The 17,748-nt window shown below is 71.1% G+C and carries 9 protein-coding genes; all 9 read left to right on the forward strand.

Features of this window, described 5'->3' with window-relative positions:
• Nucleotides 1-133 precede the first annotated feature (133 nt).
• The 9 genes from ACQEVI_RS14785 (at nucleotide 134) to ACQEVI_RS14825 (ending at nucleotide 17,748) form a co-directional block, all read left to right on the forward strand.
• Nucleotides 134-6,160, forward strand: a complete 6,027-nt coding sequence (locus tag ACQEVI_RS14785; RefSeq protein WP_432900150.1) for an Ig-like domain-containing protein — start codon at nucleotides 134-136, stop codon at nucleotides 6,158-6,160.
• Nucleotides 6,161-6,275: 115 nt separating this feature from the next.
• Complete coding sequence (locus ACQEVI_RS14790; protein ID WP_432900152.1) at nucleotides 6,276-7,250, forward strand: AAA family ATPase; 975 nt, start codon at nucleotides 6,276-6,278, stop codon at nucleotides 7,248-7,250.
• Nucleotides 7,247-8,569 carry a DUF58 domain-containing protein gene (locus ACQEVI_RS14795; protein WP_432900154.1) on the forward strand — a complete coding sequence of 441 codons (1,323 nt, stop codon included), beginning with the start codon at nucleotides 7,247-7,249 and terminating at the stop codon, nucleotides 8,567-8,569. The genes ACQEVI_RS14790 and ACQEVI_RS14795 overlap by 4 nt, the downstream gene beginning before the upstream one ends.
• Nucleotides 8,566-11,022, forward strand: a complete 2,457-nt coding sequence (locus ACQEVI_RS14800) for a transglutaminaseTgpA domain-containing protein (protein ID WP_432900156.1) — start codon at nucleotides 8,566-8,568, stop codon at nucleotides 11,020-11,022. The genes ACQEVI_RS14795 and ACQEVI_RS14800 overlap by 4 nt, the downstream gene beginning before the upstream one ends.
• Nucleotides 11,022-12,761, forward strand: coding sequence for an RDD family protein (locus ACQEVI_RS14805; RefSeq protein ID WP_432900158.1), 1,740 nt, complete (start codon nucleotides 11,022-11,024; stop codon nucleotides 12,759-12,761). The genes ACQEVI_RS14800 and ACQEVI_RS14805 overlap by 1 nt, the downstream gene beginning before the upstream one ends.
• Nucleotides 12,758-13,597, forward strand: a complete 840-nt coding sequence (locus ACQEVI_RS14810; protein WP_432900160.1) for a PP2C family protein-serine/threonine phosphatase — start codon at nucleotides 12,758-12,760, stop codon at nucleotides 13,595-13,597. The genes ACQEVI_RS14805 and ACQEVI_RS14810 overlap by 4 nt, the downstream gene beginning before the upstream one ends.
• A 1-nt stretch (nucleotide 13,598) precedes the next feature.
• The gene (locus ACQEVI_RS14815) at nucleotides 13,599-15,281 is read left to right on the forward strand and encodes an FHA domain-containing protein (RefSeq protein WP_432900161.1); all 1,683 of its coding nucleotides are present in this window, start codon (nucleotides 13,599-13,601) and stop codon (nucleotides 15,279-15,281) included.
• A gap of 70 nt (nucleotides 15,282-15,351) precedes the next feature.
• A complete protein-coding gene (locus ACQEVI_RS14820; protein WP_432900163.1) occupies nucleotides 15,352-16,989 on the forward strand; it encodes a serine/threonine protein kinase in 1,638 nt (545 codons plus the stop codon).
• 60 nt (nucleotides 16,990-17,049) lie between these two features.
• Complete coding sequence (locus ACQEVI_RS14825) at nucleotides 17,050-17,748, forward strand: hypothetical protein (protein ID WP_116673533.1); 699 nt, start codon at nucleotides 17,050-17,052, stop codon at nucleotides 17,746-17,748.

Consider the following 17,748-nt stretch of genomic DNA (forward strand, 5'->3'; position numbering starts at 1 on the left):
CGGGCCGCATGGGTAGTCCTGCCCACCGAAAATCAACGCCGATTCACCCACCACCCCGGTAGGGTGCTTGCGTTGTGCCTGTGTGATATCCGGGCGGACAAGACTTCGCTGGAGTGATGAAAGAGGAGGACGCATGAGCTTTGTCTCACGCGTGTACGAAAACCGCAGGTCAGCCGCGTCGGTCGGCGTGGTCACCCTCTTCGCCGGAGGGCTCCTCGGCTTCGCACTCCTCTACGACGGCGAGGCGACGGCCGACGTCCAGCTCAACGACTCCGGCGTCTGGGTGACCCAGACCTCGTCCGGCCAGCTCGGCCGGTTCAACTACGACGCGAAGGCTCTGGACGGCGTCCTGCTGGCCAACGCGGCGAGCTTCGACGTCGAGCAGGACGCGCAGCGGGTGCTCCTGGACAGCTCCAGCGACTCGTCCGCCAGCCCTGTGAACCCGGCCCAGCTCATCCTGGACGGCTCGATGGAGCTGCCGGCCGGCGCACAGGTCGCCTCTGGCGGCGCCACCACGGCGGTGTACGACGAGGACGAGGGCCGGCTCTGGGTCCTGCCGTTCGACGGCGCCGTCGGGTACGACGAGAAGAAGCTCAAGCCGACGCTCAAGGTAGGCAAGGGCGGCAAGCTCGCCGTGGGCAAGGAGGGCACCGTGTTCCTCGCGGTGCCCGCCGACGCCAAGCTCTACACGGTCCCCACCAGCGGGCAGGGCGTACCCGGGGAGAGCGAGGAGTCCAGCCTCCCCGTGGGGCGGGACGCCAAGGTGGAGGTCTCCGCCGTCGGCGACGAGCCGGTGGTGCTCGACCAGTCGAGCGGAAATCTCGTGCTGCCGGGCGGCGAGACGGTCAAGGTCGAGAACGGCGCCGAGGGCAGGCTCCAGCAGCCCTCCGCGAAGATCGACGACGTGGTGCTGGCCACCCCGGACGGCCTCGTCACGCAGCCGCTCGGCGGCGGGGACGCGACCACGCGCGCGGCGCAGGGTGTGCCGTCGGCGCCCGTGCAGCTCGAGGGATGCACCTACGGCGCCTGGGACTCCGGCCAGGTCATCCGGGACTGCGCAGGCACCGACAACGACGTCGACCAGGTGCTGGCGGGTGTGGCCGTCGGCACCAGCCTGGTCTACCGCGTGAACCGCGACGTCATCGTGCTGAACGACATCGCGGGTGGCTCGCTGTGGATGGCCGCTGACCTGTTCGAGAAGGTCAACGACTGGGACATCGTCATGCCCGAGGACGGCGAGGGCAAGAAGACGGAGTCCGAGGAGGCCACGCCGCAGCTGGTCGACAACTTCGTCGCCGACCGGAAGCAGGAGAACCGGCCGCCCAGGGCCAAGGACGACTCGATCGGCGTGCGACCCGGCCGTACCACTGTGCTCAACGTGCTGGGCAACGACTCGGACCCCGACGGCGACGTGATGACGGTGCGGATCCTGGGCGAGCCGGACGGCGCCGTCGGCGTCGACCGCGTGCTCGACGGCGCGGCGCTGCAGGCCGACGTGCCCGCGAACGCGTCAGGGACCACGACCTTCAAGTACGAGGTCGACGACGGGCGCGGCGGCAAGGCCGAGGCGTCGGTGGACGTCAGGGTGGTGCCGCTGGAGGAGAACAACCCGCCGGAGCAGATGGGCGAGCCCGTGCTCACGGTGGGTCAGGACGGCCTGGCGAGCATCAAGGTGCTGCCCTACTTCAAGGACCCGGACGGCGACGACCTGTTCCTGTCCAGCGCAGCCACCGCCGACCCCCTGGACGAGGTGCGGTCCCGCCCGGACGGCACCGTCGAGTTTCGCGACGGCGGTGCCGCGACCGGCCGCAAGGTCGTGGACATCACGGTGTCGGACTCGGGCGGCCAGCCCTTCCAGGGCAAGCTGCTCATCCAGGTCGTCGCGAGCAACGTGCCGCCGATTCCGGTGCAGGACCACGTGACGGTGCTCACCGGTGAGCCCGTCACGGTGGAGCCGCTGAAGAACGACAGCGACCCGAACGGCGACAAGCTGCGCCTGACGAACGTCTCCGAGACCAAGGGCGCGACGATCACGCCCAACTACGCGGCCGGCGTGTTCCGCTTCGAGAGCGACGAGCCCGGTTCGTACGACGTGACCTACCAGATCACCGACGGTCCCGAGCCCGTGATGGGGCTGGTCCGCGTCGACGTCGAGGACCCGCCGGAGGACGAGCGTGCGCCCGTGGCGGTCACGGACCAGGTGCTGCTCCCGACCGGCGGTACGGCGCTCGTCGACGTGCTCGCCAACGACACCGACCCCGCCGGCGGGGTGCTCGTGGTGCAGGGGGTCGACGTGCCGGACGACGCCCCGGTCAAGGTCGCGGTGCTCAACCACCAGATCCTGAAGATCTCCGAGATCAAGCGGCTCGACAGCCCGCAGACGTTCGACTACACCGTCGCGAACGGGTCGGGGACCACCACGGGCCAGGTGCGTGTGGTGCCCATCCCGGCGCCCGACCAGCTCCGGCCGCCGGAGGCGGGCCCGGACGACGCGACCGTGCAGGCGGGCGACGTGGTCACCATCCCGGTGCTGAAGAACGACACCCACCCGGACGGCCTGGAGCTGACGCTCGCCGACGAGCTGAAGGAGGCGCCGCCGGCGTCCGCGGGTGAGGCGTTCGCCTCCGAGGATGCAGTGAGGTTCCGGGCCGGCCAGGAGGCGGGCACCTATCACGCCGTCTACGAGGTGGTGGACTCGAACGGGCAGAAGGACTCGGCGCAGGTCACCATCGTGGTGCTGGACAAGCCCGAGAACGCCGCCCCGCAGCTGCCCGACATCACGGCGCGCGTGCTCAGCGGTGGCACCACCCGTATCCCGCTGCAGCTGGACGGCAGCGACCCCGACGGCGACTACGTCACGCTGAGCTCCATCTCCGCCGCGGGAAGCAAGGGCACGGCGCGGATCGTCGACGGGTTCATCGACTACACGGCGGCGGAGGATGCCACCGGGCTGGACACCTTCAGCTACGAGGTCACCGATACCCGTGGCGCGGTCGGCAAGGGTCTGGTGCGCGTCGGCATCGTGCCGAAGCCCGCGACCAACCAGCCGCCGCAGGCCGCGGACGACGAGACCACCGTGCGGCCGGGACGTACCGTCGCGGTCCGGGCGCTCGAGAACGACACCGATCCTGACGGTGACGAGATCGGCCTCCTGGCCAAGGGCTTCGAGAGCACCGGCGACCTGGAGCCCAAGGCGGTGGAGGACGACATCGTGGTCACCGCGCCCGACGAGGAGGGTACCCACGCCTTCTACTACGCCATCCAGGACACCTTCAAGGCGAAGGCGGGCAGTTCCGTCACGGTGAACGTGAACAGCGAGGCGCCGCTGTTGCGTCCGATCGCTCACGACGACGTGGTGACCTCCGACGACGTGAAGGGCAACGCGAGCGTGACCGTGGACGTGCGGGCGAACGACGTGGACCCGGACGGCGTCGGGGCGGACCTGGACGTGACGGTCGACGAGTCCCTGGAGGGCGTGCGAGTCACCGAGGAGGGCGCGATCGAGGTGCAGCTCACCCAGAGCGCCCAGGTGATCACCTACACCGTGACCGACATGGACGGCCTGGACGCCAAGGCGTTCGTGCGGGTACCCGGCGACCAGCTGCGACCGCACCTCAAGCCGGGCCTGGAGCCGCTGAAGGCCACGAGCGGCGAGCCCCTCACGATCGACCTCGCCGACTACGTGGTGGTCCGGGACGACCACGAGCCGCGGATCACCGAGGAGAAGAACGTCAAGGCGCTGGAGGGCAAGGCCCAGGTCTCCGACAAGGACACGATCGTGTACACGTCGACCAAGGACTACGCGGGCGCGGCGTCGGTCAGCTTCGAGGTCACCGACGGCAAGGGGCCGGACGATGCCGAGGGCCTGGTCGCCGTGCTGACCCTGCCGATCGACGTGACGCCCTCGACCAACATGCCGCCGAAGATCACCGGCCGGCCGGTGCTCCAGGTCGCGGCCGGCGAGGAGAGCTCTGTCGACCTGTCGCGGTACGTGAAGGACCCGGACAAGGACCCGCTGACCTTCAAGGTCACCGGTAGCAACGGGATCTCGCCGTCGGTGTCGGGCAGCGCGGTCTCGGCCCAGGTCGACCCGTCGGTGTCGAAGGGCACCGCGCAAGAGCTCCCCATGACGGTCTCGGACGGCAAGAACCCGCCGGTGAAGGCAGTGCTCACCGTCGAGGTCGTGGCCTCGACCCGCCAGCTGGTGCAGACGACGCAGGACGTCGTGGAGGACGCCCACCAGGGCAAGCAGACGACCGTCCCGGTGCTGGCGAACGACACCAACCCGTTCCCCGACAAGGAGCTCACCCTGTCGGGCGTGCCGATCGTCGAGGTCGGGGACGGCACCGCGGCCTACAGCGGCGACCAGCTGACGGTCACCCCGGGTGAGGACTTCACCGGGGTCATGACCGTGCGCTACCGCGTCCAGGACGCCACGAAGGATCCGGACCGCGAGGTCGACGGGATCGCGAAGCTGACGGTGCTCGGCCGGCCCGAGGCGCCCCGGGCGCCGCGGGTCGAGGAGGTGCGCTCCGAGACGGTGGTGCTGAGCTGGGACCAGCCAAACAACAACGGTGCCGACATCACGGGGTACACCGTGACCGCCAACGGCAGCCAGGAGCACCAGTGCGCCACCACGACGTGCACGTTCGACGGGCTGAAGAACAACGTGAAGTACACCTTCACGGTCACCGCCACCAACGAGGTGGGGGAGTCCGACCCGTCTCCCGCCTCGCGTGAGGCGCGCCCGGACGAGAAGCCGGACAAGCCCGAGCCGCCGTCGCTGGAGTTCGGCGACAGCTCGCTCGTCGTGACCTGGCAGAACCGGTCCTACACCGACCGGTCCCCGATCGACTGCGTGAACCTGGAGATCAGCCCGGCCCCGGCCGACGGCGTGACGCAGAAGTCCTGCCAACCCGGCGGCGAGGTCACCTGGGCAGGACTGCAGAACGGCACCGCCTACACGGTCAGGGTCCAGGCCAAGAACGACGCTCCCGACCCGTCCGAGTGGTCCGAGCCGTCCGCGCCCGAGACCCCGGCCAAGGCTCCGGAGGCCCCCACCGCGCCACACGCGGAGCGGGTGAGCACCGCCGCCGGCGGCCAGATCAGGGTGACCTGGACGGCTCCCGCCAACAACGGTGACGCGATCGACATGTACTGGCTGGGGGTCTACTCGGGCGGCCAGCTCGTCAAGTCGATCGAGACCACCGATACGGCGCAGACCGTCGAGGAGCTCTCTACCGGTTCCTCGTACACCTTCAGGGTTCGTGCGACCAACAAGGCCGGTGATGGTGACCTGAGCCCGTCCTCGAACGAGGAGGTGCCGTACGGCACCCCGGACGTTCCCGGTCGGCCCAACGCCGCGCTGGGCTCGAACACGAGCGGCCAGGCGAACGTCAGCTGGGGCGCTATCGGCGACTTCCGGGGCACAGGCCCGAGGTACGAGGTGCGGGCCAGCAACGGCGCCACGTTGAACGCGGGCAACGCGACGTCCGCGACGTTCCGCGGCCTGAACAACGGAACGGAATACACCTTCCAGGTGCAGGCCTGCAACGCCTACACCTGTTCGGCCTGGTCGGCCGCGTCCAACGGGGTCGTCCCGTACGGTGCGCCGCCGAAGCCGAACATCAGCGCCGCTGGTGGGGACCGGAGGGTGAACTTCGACTGGAACGCAAACGGCACCAACGGCCGCCCCACGACCGTGCGAGTCACTGGCGCGTTCACGAGCGAGGCCCGGACCGGCAGCCAGTCGGTGGCCACGGGGCCCGACCGGCTCGAGCGGGCCTGTGTCACTGTCACCGACTCCGAGGGACAGACGGCGCAGACCTGCGCAGAGGCTCGGTCGGACGCCCTCGACCCGAGGGCCTGGGTCACGCCTGGCTCGGGTGTCAACAACGGCCAGTGCAACCATTCGTCGTGCGCCTACTTCGTCGTCAACTGGGAGGACTTCCCCACTGGCACCCACTCCGTGGAGTGCATGTCGGGCACGAACCCGGACGAGTCCGGCTGGCACAACATCCTGACGCCCGACCGCGCTTACACCGTGAACTTCGGGTCGTCGAGTGGGCGCTACCAGCTCGGCTGCTTCTACGGATACCCGAACACCGACGTCGGCGTCCGGATCAACGGTAAGTCGTACGAGGTCCGGACCTGGCGGTAGGCCGCACCGTGACCGGCCGCCGCACAGGCGGCGGCCGGTCACGTGATGATCGATTAAATTTCACCCAGCGAAATCACCCAGCGAACCAGCAGCAACGAGCAGTAGGGAACATGAGATGACCACGATGACCCCCGAGCAGGCGGCCTGGTTCGCCCAGACCTTCGAGCGGCTCGTCGGCAACGTAGGCCAGGCCGTCCTGGGCAAGGCACCGGTGGTGCGTCTGGCACTGACCTGCATGCTCGCCGAGGGCCACCTCCTGCTGGAGGACGCACCCGGTACCGGCAAGACCATGCTCGCCCGCTCGATCGCGGCGTCGGTGCAGGGCACGCACAACCGCATCCAGTTCACGCCGGACCTGCTGCCTTCGGACGTCACCGGTGTGACGATCTACGACCAGAACACCCACAAGTTCGACTTCCACCCCGGTCCGATCTTCGCCTCGATCGTCCTGGCGGACGAGATCAACCGTGCCTCGCCGAAGACTCAGTCCGCGCTCCTGGAGGTCATGGAGGAGGGCCGGGTCACCGTCGACGGCGTCGCGCACGGAACCGGCCGTCCGTTCATGGTGCTCGCCACCCAGAACCCGATCGAGCAGGCCGGTACCTACCGCCTGCCCGAGGCCCAGCTCGACCGCTTCCTCATGAAGACCTCGGTGGGCTACCCGGACCACGCCTCCACGGTGGAGATCCTGTCGGGTGCCGCGCTGAAGGACCGCAGCACCGCGCTGCAGCCCATCATCACCACCAAGGCCGTCACGGAGATGGCCGACCTGGCCGCGAACGTGCACACCGACACCGCGGTGCTCGAGTACGTGTCCCGCCTCGCCGAGGAGACGCGCAACGCGCACGAGGTCCGCGTCGGCGTCTCCGTCCGTGGCGCGCTGGCCCTGGTGCGCTGCGCCAAGGTGTGGGCCGCCGCGCACGGTCGCAACTACGTGCTGCCCGACGACATCAAGGAGCTGGCCCAGCCGGTCTGGTGCCACCGTTTCGTGCTCGACCCGGAGGCCGAGTTCGCGGGCGCACGCCCCGACGCCGTGCTCTCCCGGATCATGGCCGACGTCGCGGCACCGCAGGAGCGGGCCTCGGCATGAGCGCTACCGGCATCTCACCAGGCCCCGCGTACGGGAAGCGGCAGGACACCCCGCGCGGTCTGCTCGCCGCCGGCCGCGCCCAGGTGCGGCGTGGCCGGCGTGGCTGGGTGACCTTCGCCGCCGCCGCCCGTTCCCGGGCGGCGGCGGTGGGACGAGTGGTCGCTCCCGTCCGCCGTACGTTCAGCACGTTCGGGATAGCGGTGACCCTCGTGACGGTCGCGGCATGGATCACAGGCCTCACGCTCGGCTGGGTCGAGCTGGTGGTCGCCGCGGTGCTGCTGAGCGTGACGCTCGTGTGCGCGATCGTGTTCGTGCTCGGCCGGTTCAAGTACGACGTGGTGCTCGACCTCGCGCAGGCCCGGGTGACGGTCGGTGACCGCGCCGTCGGACGCCTCGACGTGCGCAACGCGTCGAACCGCTCGCTGCTGCCCTCCGTCATGGAGCTGCCGGTGGGCACCGGAACCGCGGCGTTCCCGGTGCCCCGCCTGCGGGGCGGTGGCACGCACGAGGAGATCTTCACGATCCCGACCCGGCGCCGCAGCGTGATCACCGTGGGACCGGTCAAGTCCGTGCGGGCCGACCCGCTCGGTCTGCTGCGCCGCGAGATGACGTGGACCGACGAGCAGGAGGTCTTCGTGCACCCGCGCGTCAAGAACCTCACGGGCTCCTCGACGGGTTTCCTCAAGGACCTCGAGGGCCGGGTCACCAACGACATCACGAGCTCGGACGTGAACTTCCACGCCCTGCGCGACTACGTGGCCGGCGACGACCGACGGCACATCCACTGGAAGACGACGGCACGCACCGGCCAGCTCATGGTCCGGGTCTTCGAGGAGACCCGGCGCTCGCACCTCGCCGTGCTGCTGTCCACGCGCGCCGAGGACTACGCGCACGAGGACGAGTTCGAGCTCGCCGTGAGCGTCTGCGGCTCCCTGGGCCTGCAGGCCATCAAGGAGGACCGCGGCGTGACGGTGCTCGTCAACGAGGCGACGCTGCACGGGGACCACCGCACGCGGCTCATGGACGACCTGTCCCGCATCGAGCTCGAGTCCCGCAAGACCAAGCTGGTGGACCTTGCCCGTTCCGCCGGGATGGCCGCCACCGACTTCTCGGTGATCGCGTTCATCGTCGGCAGCATGGTGACACCGACCGAGCTGCGCGCGGCCTCGGCACGTGTCCCCGCCGGGGTGCAGGTCATGGCGATCCAGTGCGTACCTGGCGCGTCCCTCGGCCGGCACTCCATCGCCGAGATGGGCGTGCTCACGCTGGGCCGCCTCGCCGACCTACCCCTTGCGCTGAAGAAGATGAGCGACGGATGAGCAACGAGAACACCCGCGGGAACGCCCCGGTCGGCGCAGGCGCCGACCGGGGCCGATCGCCGTACAACACCGGTACCGGATTCCGGACGGGCACGGGCCGCGGCACCACGCGCCGCAAGGAGGCGGACCGCCCACGCGCGCTGACCGTGCTCGCCCTGGTCGACCTCGCGGCACTGAGCCTGATGTTCGGTGCCGTCATCATCGGGTTCGGGCCCGTCTGGGGCTCGCTCGGTTACCTGCTGCCCGCCATCGGCGGTGCCTTCGTCGGGCTCGCGGTGGCCTGGGTGGGCGCCTGGCGCCGCTTCCCCGCCGTGGTGGTGACCGCTCTCGCGGTGGTCGGCTACTTCCTGTTCGGCGCCGCCTTCGCGGTGCCGCACACCGCCATCGCCGGCGTGGTCCCGTCCCTGGACTCCCTGCGTGAGCTGATGCTCGGCTCCGTGGAGGGCTGGAAGCGGTTCATCACCACCGCGCCGCCCATGCAGTCGTTCCCCGACCTCGGGGTCATCCCCTTCCTGCTCATGCTGCTCGTCGCGCTGATCGCCGGCACCATCGCCTGGCGGGCGAAGCATGCGGTGTGGGCGGTGGTTCCGGTGATCGCCGGCCTGGTCGGCGTGATCCTGCTGGGCACGGTCGACGTCGCGCTGCCGGTGGTGCAGGGCCTCCTGATCACCATCGTGGCTCTCCTCTGGGGCGCGGTGCGCGTCATGGAGGCACGGGTCGGCACGCACTCGATCTCCACGGAGTCCAGCCAGGAGGCCACGCGCAGGCTGCGCTGGTACCGGGTCCGTACGGGCGCCACGATCCTGGCCGTCGCGGCACTCGCCGCCGGCTTCACCGGGCCGATCCTCATGCCGGACCAGCCCCGCACGGTGCTCCGTGAGACCGTGGAGCCGCCGTTCGACATCCACGAGTACACGAGCCCCCTCGTCGGCTTCCGGCACTACAAGAAGGAGGTTCGCGACGAGGAGATGTTCACGATCAGCGAGCTTCCCAAGAACGGCCGCATCACGATCGCCACGCTCGACCGGTACGACGGCGTCGTCTACGACGCGTCCGGCGACGGCGGCGAGACCGGCTTCTACACGCGCGTCGGTGACGAGATCGCCACCCAGGCGAAGGGCAAGCCGATGTCGATAGACATCACCGTCACCGGGTATCGCGGCGTCTGGGTCCCGGAGGTCGGCAGCCTCACCGGCGTCAGCTGGAAGGGCGCCGACGCGGAGGCCCAGACGGAGGGCTCCTACTACAACGAGAAGACCCACACGGCGATCACCACCGCGGGTATCCGGCCGGGCGACTCCTACACCCTGAACACGCTGGTGACCGAGGAGCCGAGCGAGGAGACGCTGAAGAAGAGCAAGATCGACCTCGACCCGGAGCTGCCGGAGACCGACTCGGGCGGGACGCCGCAGGAGCTGCCGGCGAAGACCGCCCAGTTCACGGGCGTGGAGACCGACGCGGCCACCAAGCTGTTCCGGATCCGTGACGGTCTGCAGGCGGACGGGTTCCTGTCCAGCGGGCTCGAGGGCGAGCCGCTCTCCCGTCCCGGTCACTCCGCGGAGCGCCTCAACACGCTCCTCGCGGAAGAGGAGATGGTGGGCGACGACGAGCAGTTCGCCGTGGCGCTCGCCCTCATGGCGCAGAATGCAGGCATCCCGGCCCGCGTCGTCATGGGCTTCTACCCGGACAAGCAGAGCGAGTACGAGGAGGGCAAGCCCTGGTCCGTGCTCGGCAGCGACGTGCACGCCTGGATCGAGGTGCCGTTCGAGGAGTACGGCTGGGTGCCGATCGACGCGGTCCCTGAGGAGAAGCCGCAGATGCAGCCTCAGCCCGAGAGCAAGGAGGAGCCCAAGCCGCCGGTGCTCCAGGATCCGGAGCCGCCGGAGGAGCCGGAGCACGCGAAGGCCGGAAGCGTCGAGGACGATGACAAGGAAGAGGCCGAGAACGAGGGCTTCGACTGGGGTCTGCTCGGCATGATCCTGCTGGCCGTCGGCATCCCGCTCCTGGTGATCGCGGGCCCGATCGTGGCGATCCTCGCCTACAAGGCCCGGCGTCGGACCGCGCGGCGCAACGCCGAGCAGCCTGCCGACCGGATCAGTGGTGGCTGGTACGAGGTGGTCGACGTCGTCACCGACCTCGGGACGTCCGTGCCGCGTGGGGCGACCAGGCGGGAGAGCGCCGGCCTGATCGCCGGGGCACACGCCGTCCCGTCGACCCTCGTGCTCGCGCACCGCGCGGACGAGACGGTGTTCGGGATCAACGAGCCCACGCCCGCCGAGGTCGAGGCGTTCTGGGCCGGGGTCGACGAGCTTGTCGGCGGGCTACGCTCCACCGTGAGCACCCGACAGCGGGTGCGAGCGGCCCTGTCGCTACGCTCCGTCTGGGGAGGTGTCGCCGAACGACGTCGGGCCCAGGCGGTGGCCCGGGCGACCGGCACGACGAAGGAGAAATGATGACGGCCGTGGTCTGTGCCGGGTGCGGGGTAAGCCAGCAGGAGGGCGCGCCCTTCTGTGCCGCGTGCGGGCGGGCGTTCCCCCGCACCGGCCTGCCCGTGATGGAGCCGCAGCAGACTCCCCGCGGGCAGGTGCAGCAGGCCGCCGCGGCCGCGCAGGCCCGGCAGGGCAGCGCTTCGGGAGGGGTGCCGCTCGTGTCGAGCCGGCCGCCGATCACCACGGAGGTCGAGGTGTACACGGCCACCCAGATCCCGAGCGCGGGCATGGCACCGCCGCAGCAGCTCGAGGCGCCCTACGCGCGGGTCGGCAAGCGGTTCCTCGCCTTGCTGATCGACGGCGCGATCGCCGGTGTGCTCGGGGGGATCGTCGCCGGCATCGGTCTGCTGACCATCGAGCGGCCGGACCCCCTGGTGGTGATGTCCCAGGAGCAGACGGCAGAGATGCTCGCCCAGGTCATGCGGCTCTACCTCATCGCCGGAGCGGTGTCGTTCGCGTTCATGCTCTCCATGTGGATCTGGGAGTCGCGGACCGGCCGTACCGTGGGCAACTCCGCGCTGGGCCTGCGCACGGTCTCCGCCGACGACCGGGGGCCGCTCGGGTTCGGCCGCGAGCTGATCCGGGTGCTCATGCTCGGTGTCATCTCGCTGATCCCGCTGGCGGGTCCGGTCATCGTGCACCTGACCCCCCTGTGGGACAAGGGCGACAAGGTCCAGGGCTGGCACGACAAGGTGGCCCGGTCCGTGGTGCTCGACCTTCGTGCGCCGAAGATCGCGGTGACGACGGGGCTCGCCCCGGTCGGCCCCGGCCCCCGCGCGCCGGGCCGGCCCGCGCTGCGGACGGCCACGCCGTCGGCACCGGTCCAGCAGACCTCCCGGCAGATGTCTCCGCAGGCACCGGCGGCACCGCAGCACCCGGGCACACCGCCCGTCGCGGCTCCGGACCCGTGGTCGTTCCCGCAGTCGCCTGCCGCGCCGCCGGCCGGCGGCGGCATCATCACAGGTATACCCGGAAGTGCGCCCGGCGCGCCCCCGGCGCAGCCGCAGCAGCCCAGGCAGCCGGTCCAGCAGCCCCAGCCGCAGCAGCCCCAGCCGCAGCAGCCGGTCCAGCAGCAGTACCCGGTCCAGTCCCAGCCCGTCCAGCAGGTCCAGCCGCAGCCGCCGGAGTCCGCCTGGCCGTCCAAGACCTGGCCGGCCGCCCAGCCCGAGCCCGCCGCACCGCCCGTGCAGCAGCCGGTCGCGCCTCCGGTCCGGCACGAGCTCCCGCCCCAGCAGCACCCGGAGTCCCGCCCCACCGGCCCCGTCAGCTTCCCCGGGGACGGCGCGGCCCAGCCGCCCGCCCAGGCCGAGGAGTCGTGGGAGGCCACCCGGATGCAGGCGCCGAGCCTGGTGCCCGCGGCGGTCGTGACGGTGGTCCTGGAGCTCGAGTCCGGGGCGCGGCACGTGATCGACGGACCCGCGCTGGTGGGCCGTAACCCGCAGGCCGCCGACGGTTCGCCGACGATCCTCGTGCGGGTCGACGACCCGACGCGGTCGGTGTCGAAGAACCATGCCGAGCTGGGTGTCGACCCCGCGGGGCTCTGGCTGACCGACCGCGGCTCCACGAACGGCACCGTCGTGTCGGCCCCCGGCCGCTCACCGCAGGTCGCGGAGCCCGGCGCGCGCGTGCGCGTGCCGATGGGTTCGACCATCCACGTAGGTGACCGCCGGATCGTCGTCCACCCCGACGAGTCGAAGGCATGACGCAGCACGATCAGGGGCTGACGACGGTCTGGGGCGCTGCCTCGCACCAGGGACGTCGCCGGACCCTGAACGAGGACGGATACCTGGCCACGGGCCGCGTGTTCTTCGTCGCCGACGGCATGGGCGGCCACGAGGCGGGGGAGGTGGCGAGCGCCGAGGCGCTGGCCGCCCTCAGCGCGCTCGCCGAGGTGGACCAGGTGGAGCCTGCGCTCGTCGAGGCGTACCTCGAGCTGGCGCACGAGCGCATCCGCGCGATCGAGACCGACTCGGGCAACGCCCCGGGCACCACGCTCACCGGTGTCCTCGTCGACGAGCGCGAGGACGTGCCGTACTGGCTGTTCGTGAACGTCGGGGACTCCCGCACGTACATGCTGTCCGGTGGTGTGCTCGCGCAGGTCAGCGTCGACCACTCCGAGGTGCAGGAACTCGTCGACGCGGGCACGATCACGATGGACGAGGCCCGCCGCCACCCGCGGCGGAACGTGATCACCCGGGCGCTCGGTGCCCAGGACGGGGTGCGAGCGGACTTCCGGTACATCCCGGTGGCGCTGCACGACCGGGTGCTGGTCTGCTCGGACGGGCTCACGGGGGAGCTGACGGACGACCAGATCACTACGATCCTGCTGGAGCAGCCAGATCCGGAGCGTGCCGCCGCGTTCCTGGTGGACGCCGCGATCCAGGCAGGGGGCCGGGACAACATCACGGTGGTCGTGATCGACGTGACCGGCGTGGACCACGAGACCTTGGGGTCCTCGACAGCACCACGGCCGGGGACAGAGCCCGACGAGGACACCCTGCCGCGGGAAGAGCACGAAGCAAGAAGCCAGGGGGTCTGACATGACGGTGCACTACAGCGAGGGTTCCGCGCGGGCAGTGGTCCGGAACAGCACGGTGGTCGTGCTGCCCGGCCCGGCGTCCGCCGACGTCGTCGACGCTCTCTGGACCGCTCTCGAGCACGCGGACGGCGGCGTCGCCGCCACCCTCGGCGTGCTCGCCGCGGGCGGCCTGGCGGAGACGCCCCCGTTCGCCGTGGTCTCGCTCTCGGGCAGCGACCCGGCGACGGCGGCGCACGTCGCCGTGCGCGGGACCGGCGTGAAGGTGGTCGTGACCGCGGAGGGCGGCGGCGCGCCCGTCGAGGTGACGGGCGCGGGCGTCGTGACCTGGTCGGAGCGCGTCGTGGATGCCCCGATGTCGTTCGCGATCACCACCGACGAGCCGCCGGCGGACACGGAGTACCCGGTGCAGGCGGCGGTGGTGCGCGCGAGCGCGCTGCGCCGCACGCTCGTGGACGCCCCGGCGGCCCCCGACGCGCTGGTCGCTCCTGCCGCGGAGGAGCAGCCGGGAGCCGTCACGTTCCCGGGCTTCTCGAACCCCGCAGGCAGCCCGCCCGTCCACACCGAGCGACAGGTGTCCGGCGAGACCATCGTGCCGGGAGCGCTGGACATCCCGGTGATCGGCGCCGGGTCCGTGCCCTCGTCCCCGAGCTCTTCGGCCGAGCCCGTCGAGCAGGAACCCGCGCCGGTGCTGGAGTCGGTCCCGATGCTCGGGCTCGGTGTCGTCCCCGGCCCTGATGCGCCTGCCGCCGCCCGCGGCGAGGTCGACGAGTCCACGCAGTTCGGTGGGGACGACGACTACGGGCACCTCTTCGGTGACACGGTGATGCGCCGGGTCGAGGACGCGGCGGTGCGACAGGGCGAGGACGACGACGAGCACGAGGAGGAGCAGGCGCCGGCACCTGTGCCGCCGCCGCTCGCGCCCGCCGAACCGGAACCGGTGGCGCCGGAGCCGGCCGATCCGGGCGACGGGCTGATCTCCGGCGTGCCCGGCAGCTGGACTCCGCCGGTGCTCGCGCCGGAGCCGCCTGCGGGCGTGACCCCCGGTGCCGCGCAGCGGGCCGCCTCGGTGGGGGAGCCGGCGGCGGAGGCCCCTGGTGAGGTCACCGACCACGACGGCGAGACCATGATGTCCGTGGACATCGCCGCGCTCCGCAAGGACGCGAGCCCGGTCCCGAAGTTTGCCGCCGCCGTCCTGCCGGGCGCCCAGCAGATCCTCGGGCTGCCGTGCCCGCAGGGGCACCCCAACCCGCCCACCGCCGACCGCTGCCGCACCTGCGACGCGGACCTGGACGGCGACGCACAGCTGGTGCCCCGTCCCGCGCTCGGGCAGATGATCGTGACGGGTGGTGTGCAGCAGACCCCCGGACGTCCGCAGGTGGTCGAGCTGGACCGCCCGGTGATCGTCGGGCGCCGTCCGCGCACCAACAACGCGTCGGCGGACCGCACACCGCGCCTGGTCACCGTGGCGAGCCCCGACCAGGACATCTCGCGGTCGCACGTCGAGATCACCCTCGAGGAGTGGCACGTCCTGGTCGCGGACCTCGCGACGACGAACGGCACGACCCTGCTGCGGGCGGGGCAGGCGCCCCGGCGGTTGCACCCGAACGAGAAGGTGATCGTGGTCGAGGGCGACGTGGTGGACCTCGGCGACGGCGCCACCCTGACCTTCGAGGGCATCTGGTGACAGTTCCGCACGCCGTACAGGTTTCGCACGCAGCCGAGCTGGTGACCGTGCCACATCCAGAGGGAGACAAGTGAGTAGCAAGCGCGCCCCGTCGGCGCCGCCCCACATCGCGGGGTTCGAGTACAAGAAGCTGATCGGTTCCGGTGGCTTCTCGGACGTGTTCCTGTACGAGCAGCAGCGCCCGAAGCGCCTGGTCGCCGTCAAGGTGCTCCTCAAGGAGCACGCGAGCGACGCCCAGCGGGTGGCGTTCGACTCCGAGGCCGACCTGATGGCGGTCCTGGGCAACCACCCCTCGATCGTGACGATGTACGAGGCGAGCGTCGCCGACGACGGCCGCCCCTACCTGGCCATGGAGAACTGCTCGCGCCCCAACCTGGGCGCGCGGTACCGCTCGGAACGCTTCTCGCTGGCCGAGGCGCTGCGTACCACCATCCAGATCGCCGGTGCGGTCGAGACCGCGCACCGGCTCGGGATCCTGCACCGTGACCTGAAGCCGGCCAACATCCTGGTGACGCAGTTCGGGCACCCGGTGCTGACGGACTTCGGCATCTCCTCCACCCTGGAGCAGGCCTCGGCCGCCGAGGGCATGTCGATCCCGTGGTCGCCGCCGGAGTCGTTCGGCGACCCGCCGGTCGCCGGGAAGACGACGGACGTGTGGGCCCTGGCGGCCACCTGCTACACGCTGCTGGCCGGCCGGACGCCGTTCGAGGTGCCCGGCGGGTCCAACACGTCGGCGGACCTGGTGGCGCGCATCGAGCAGGCACCGTTGCCCCCGATCGGGCGCAACGACGTGCCGCCGTCGCTGGAGCAGGTGCTGCGCATCGCCATGGCGAAGCAGCCCTCCTCGCGGTACCCGTCGATGCTCGCGTTCGCGCGGGCGCTGCAGCAGGTCCAGGTGGGTCTGGCGCGCGACATGACGCCCATCGACCTCCTGGACGAGACCGGTGCGGTCGCCGAGGAGGAAGCGGACGACGACGGTACGCGGCTGAAGAACGTCACGGCCATCGACCCCGGGCAGCGGCCGGAACCGGCGACGCCGTCGGTCGGTGGCGTCCGTACGGCGTCGGGCACCTTCGCTCCGCCCGCGCGCGAGACCTCCGGGTGGGGTCCGCAGCAGGGTGGCACCGAGAGCCGGCGGACGACGGTCCCGGCGGCCTTCGACGTGCCGGTGGCGACTCCGGGATGGGAGGCCCCGCCCGTCGAGGAGACCGTCCACCGCACGCGGCTGCCCGAGGCGCAGGCCACCCAGGAGCCCGAGACCGAGCCGGAGGATCCGCCGTCGCGCTCGGGGTTGATCTGGTTGGCCATCGGTGCGGTGGTCCTGGTGGCGGCGATCGTCGTCGGCTGGATAGTGCTGAACAACACCGCCGAAGAGCCTGACCCGGAGGACACGGCGACGGTCGAGGCCGGCAACGACCCGCCGCCCGACGCCCTGCTCGGTTACGTGCCCCCGGTCCAGGACCTGAAGGGCGAGGTTGTGGGCGACGAGGTCGTCTTCACCTGGAAGGCGCCGGAGGACCTCGTCGAGGGCGACAAGTACGGGTACCGCGTGCTGTCGCTCACGGAGACGAACCCGCCCCAGCCCGTCGAGACGGGCACCTCGGTGACCGTCCCCCGTGCCGAGGGCGAGCCCACGTGCGTCGAGGTGTTCGTCGACCGCGCTGGAAAGTCGGGGAAGTCCGAGCCGGTCTGCGTCCCCGCAGGCTGAGAGAAGTTCCGGCCGGCCGGCTGACCGGCCGGCCAACCAACCAGGAGGAGAGGGGGAGACGTGGGCGACCTCATGCTGGAGTTCTGCGGCGAGTGGTTCGATCCCGCGCAGGCGGAGAACGGCTTCGACATCGGCCGCGAGGGTGAGCTCGCGATCGACGACAACCCTTACCTCCACCGGCGCTTCCTACGTGTGACGCACGAGGACGGGATCTGGTGGCTCTCCAACGTGGGGTCACTGATCTCGGCGACCGTGTGCGACTCGGGCGGCGGCGTGCAGTCGTGGCTGCCGCCCGGGCATCGCCTGCCCCTGGTCTTTCCCACCACCTCCATCGTCTTCACGGCCGGCCCGACCACCTACGAGGTGACGGCCCAGCTCACGGACGCGCCGTACCACGAGGTTCGTTCGGAGGACCCCGACAGCGGCGCCACGACCATCGGCGCCATCAGCTTCACCACCAGCCAGAAGCAGCTCATCGTGGTGCTCGCCGAGCCCATGCTGCGGCGCGAGGGCACCGGCCTGAGCGAGATCCCGTCCAGCGCGGACGCGGCCCGCCGTCTGGGCTGGGCCACCACACGCTTCAACCGCAAGCTCGACAACGTCTGCGAGAAGCTCGACCGGATCGGCGTGAAGGGGCTCCGTGGTGGCCCCGGGCTGCTCGCCACCAACCGCCGCGCGCGGCTCGTGGAGTACGCGGTCGCCTCCCGCCTTGTCACCCCCGCAGACCTACCCCTCCTTGACCTGAAGGACGACGCCTGA

Source organism: Promicromonospora sp. CA-289599 (assembly GCF_050936155.1).
GTDB lineage: Bacteria > Actinomycetota > Actinomycetes > Actinomycetales > Cellulomonadaceae > Promicromonospora.

Excerpts from the sequence above, each read along its gene's own strand:
- ACQEVI_RS14785 (WP_432900150.1), top strand. The coding sequence starts at position 134 with ATGAGCTTTGTCTCACGCGTGTACGAAAACCGCAGGTCAGCCGCGTCG.
- ACQEVI_RS14790 (WP_432900152.1), top strand. The coding sequence starts at position 6,276 with ATGACCACGATGACCCCCGAGCAGGCGGCCTGGTTCGCCCAGACCTTC.
- ACQEVI_RS14795 (WP_432900154.1), top strand. The coding sequence starts at position 7,247 with ATGAGCGCTACCGGCATCTCACCAGGCCCCGCGTACGGGAAGCGGCAG.
- ACQEVI_RS14800 (WP_432900156.1), top strand. The coding sequence starts at position 8,566 with ATGAGCAACGAGAACACCCGCGGGAACGCCCCGGTCGGCGCAGGCGCC.
- ACQEVI_RS14805 (WP_432900158.1), top strand. The coding sequence starts at position 11,022 with ATGACGGCCGTGGTCTGTGCCGGGTGCGGGGTAAGCCAGCAGGAGGGC.
- ACQEVI_RS14810 (WP_432900160.1), top strand. The coding sequence starts at position 12,758 with ATGACGCAGCACGATCAGGGGCTGACGACGGTCTGGGGCGCTGCCTCG.
- ACQEVI_RS14815 (WP_432900161.1), top strand. The coding sequence starts at position 13,599 with ATGACGGTGCACTACAGCGAGGGTTCCGCGCGGGCAGTGGTCCGGAAC.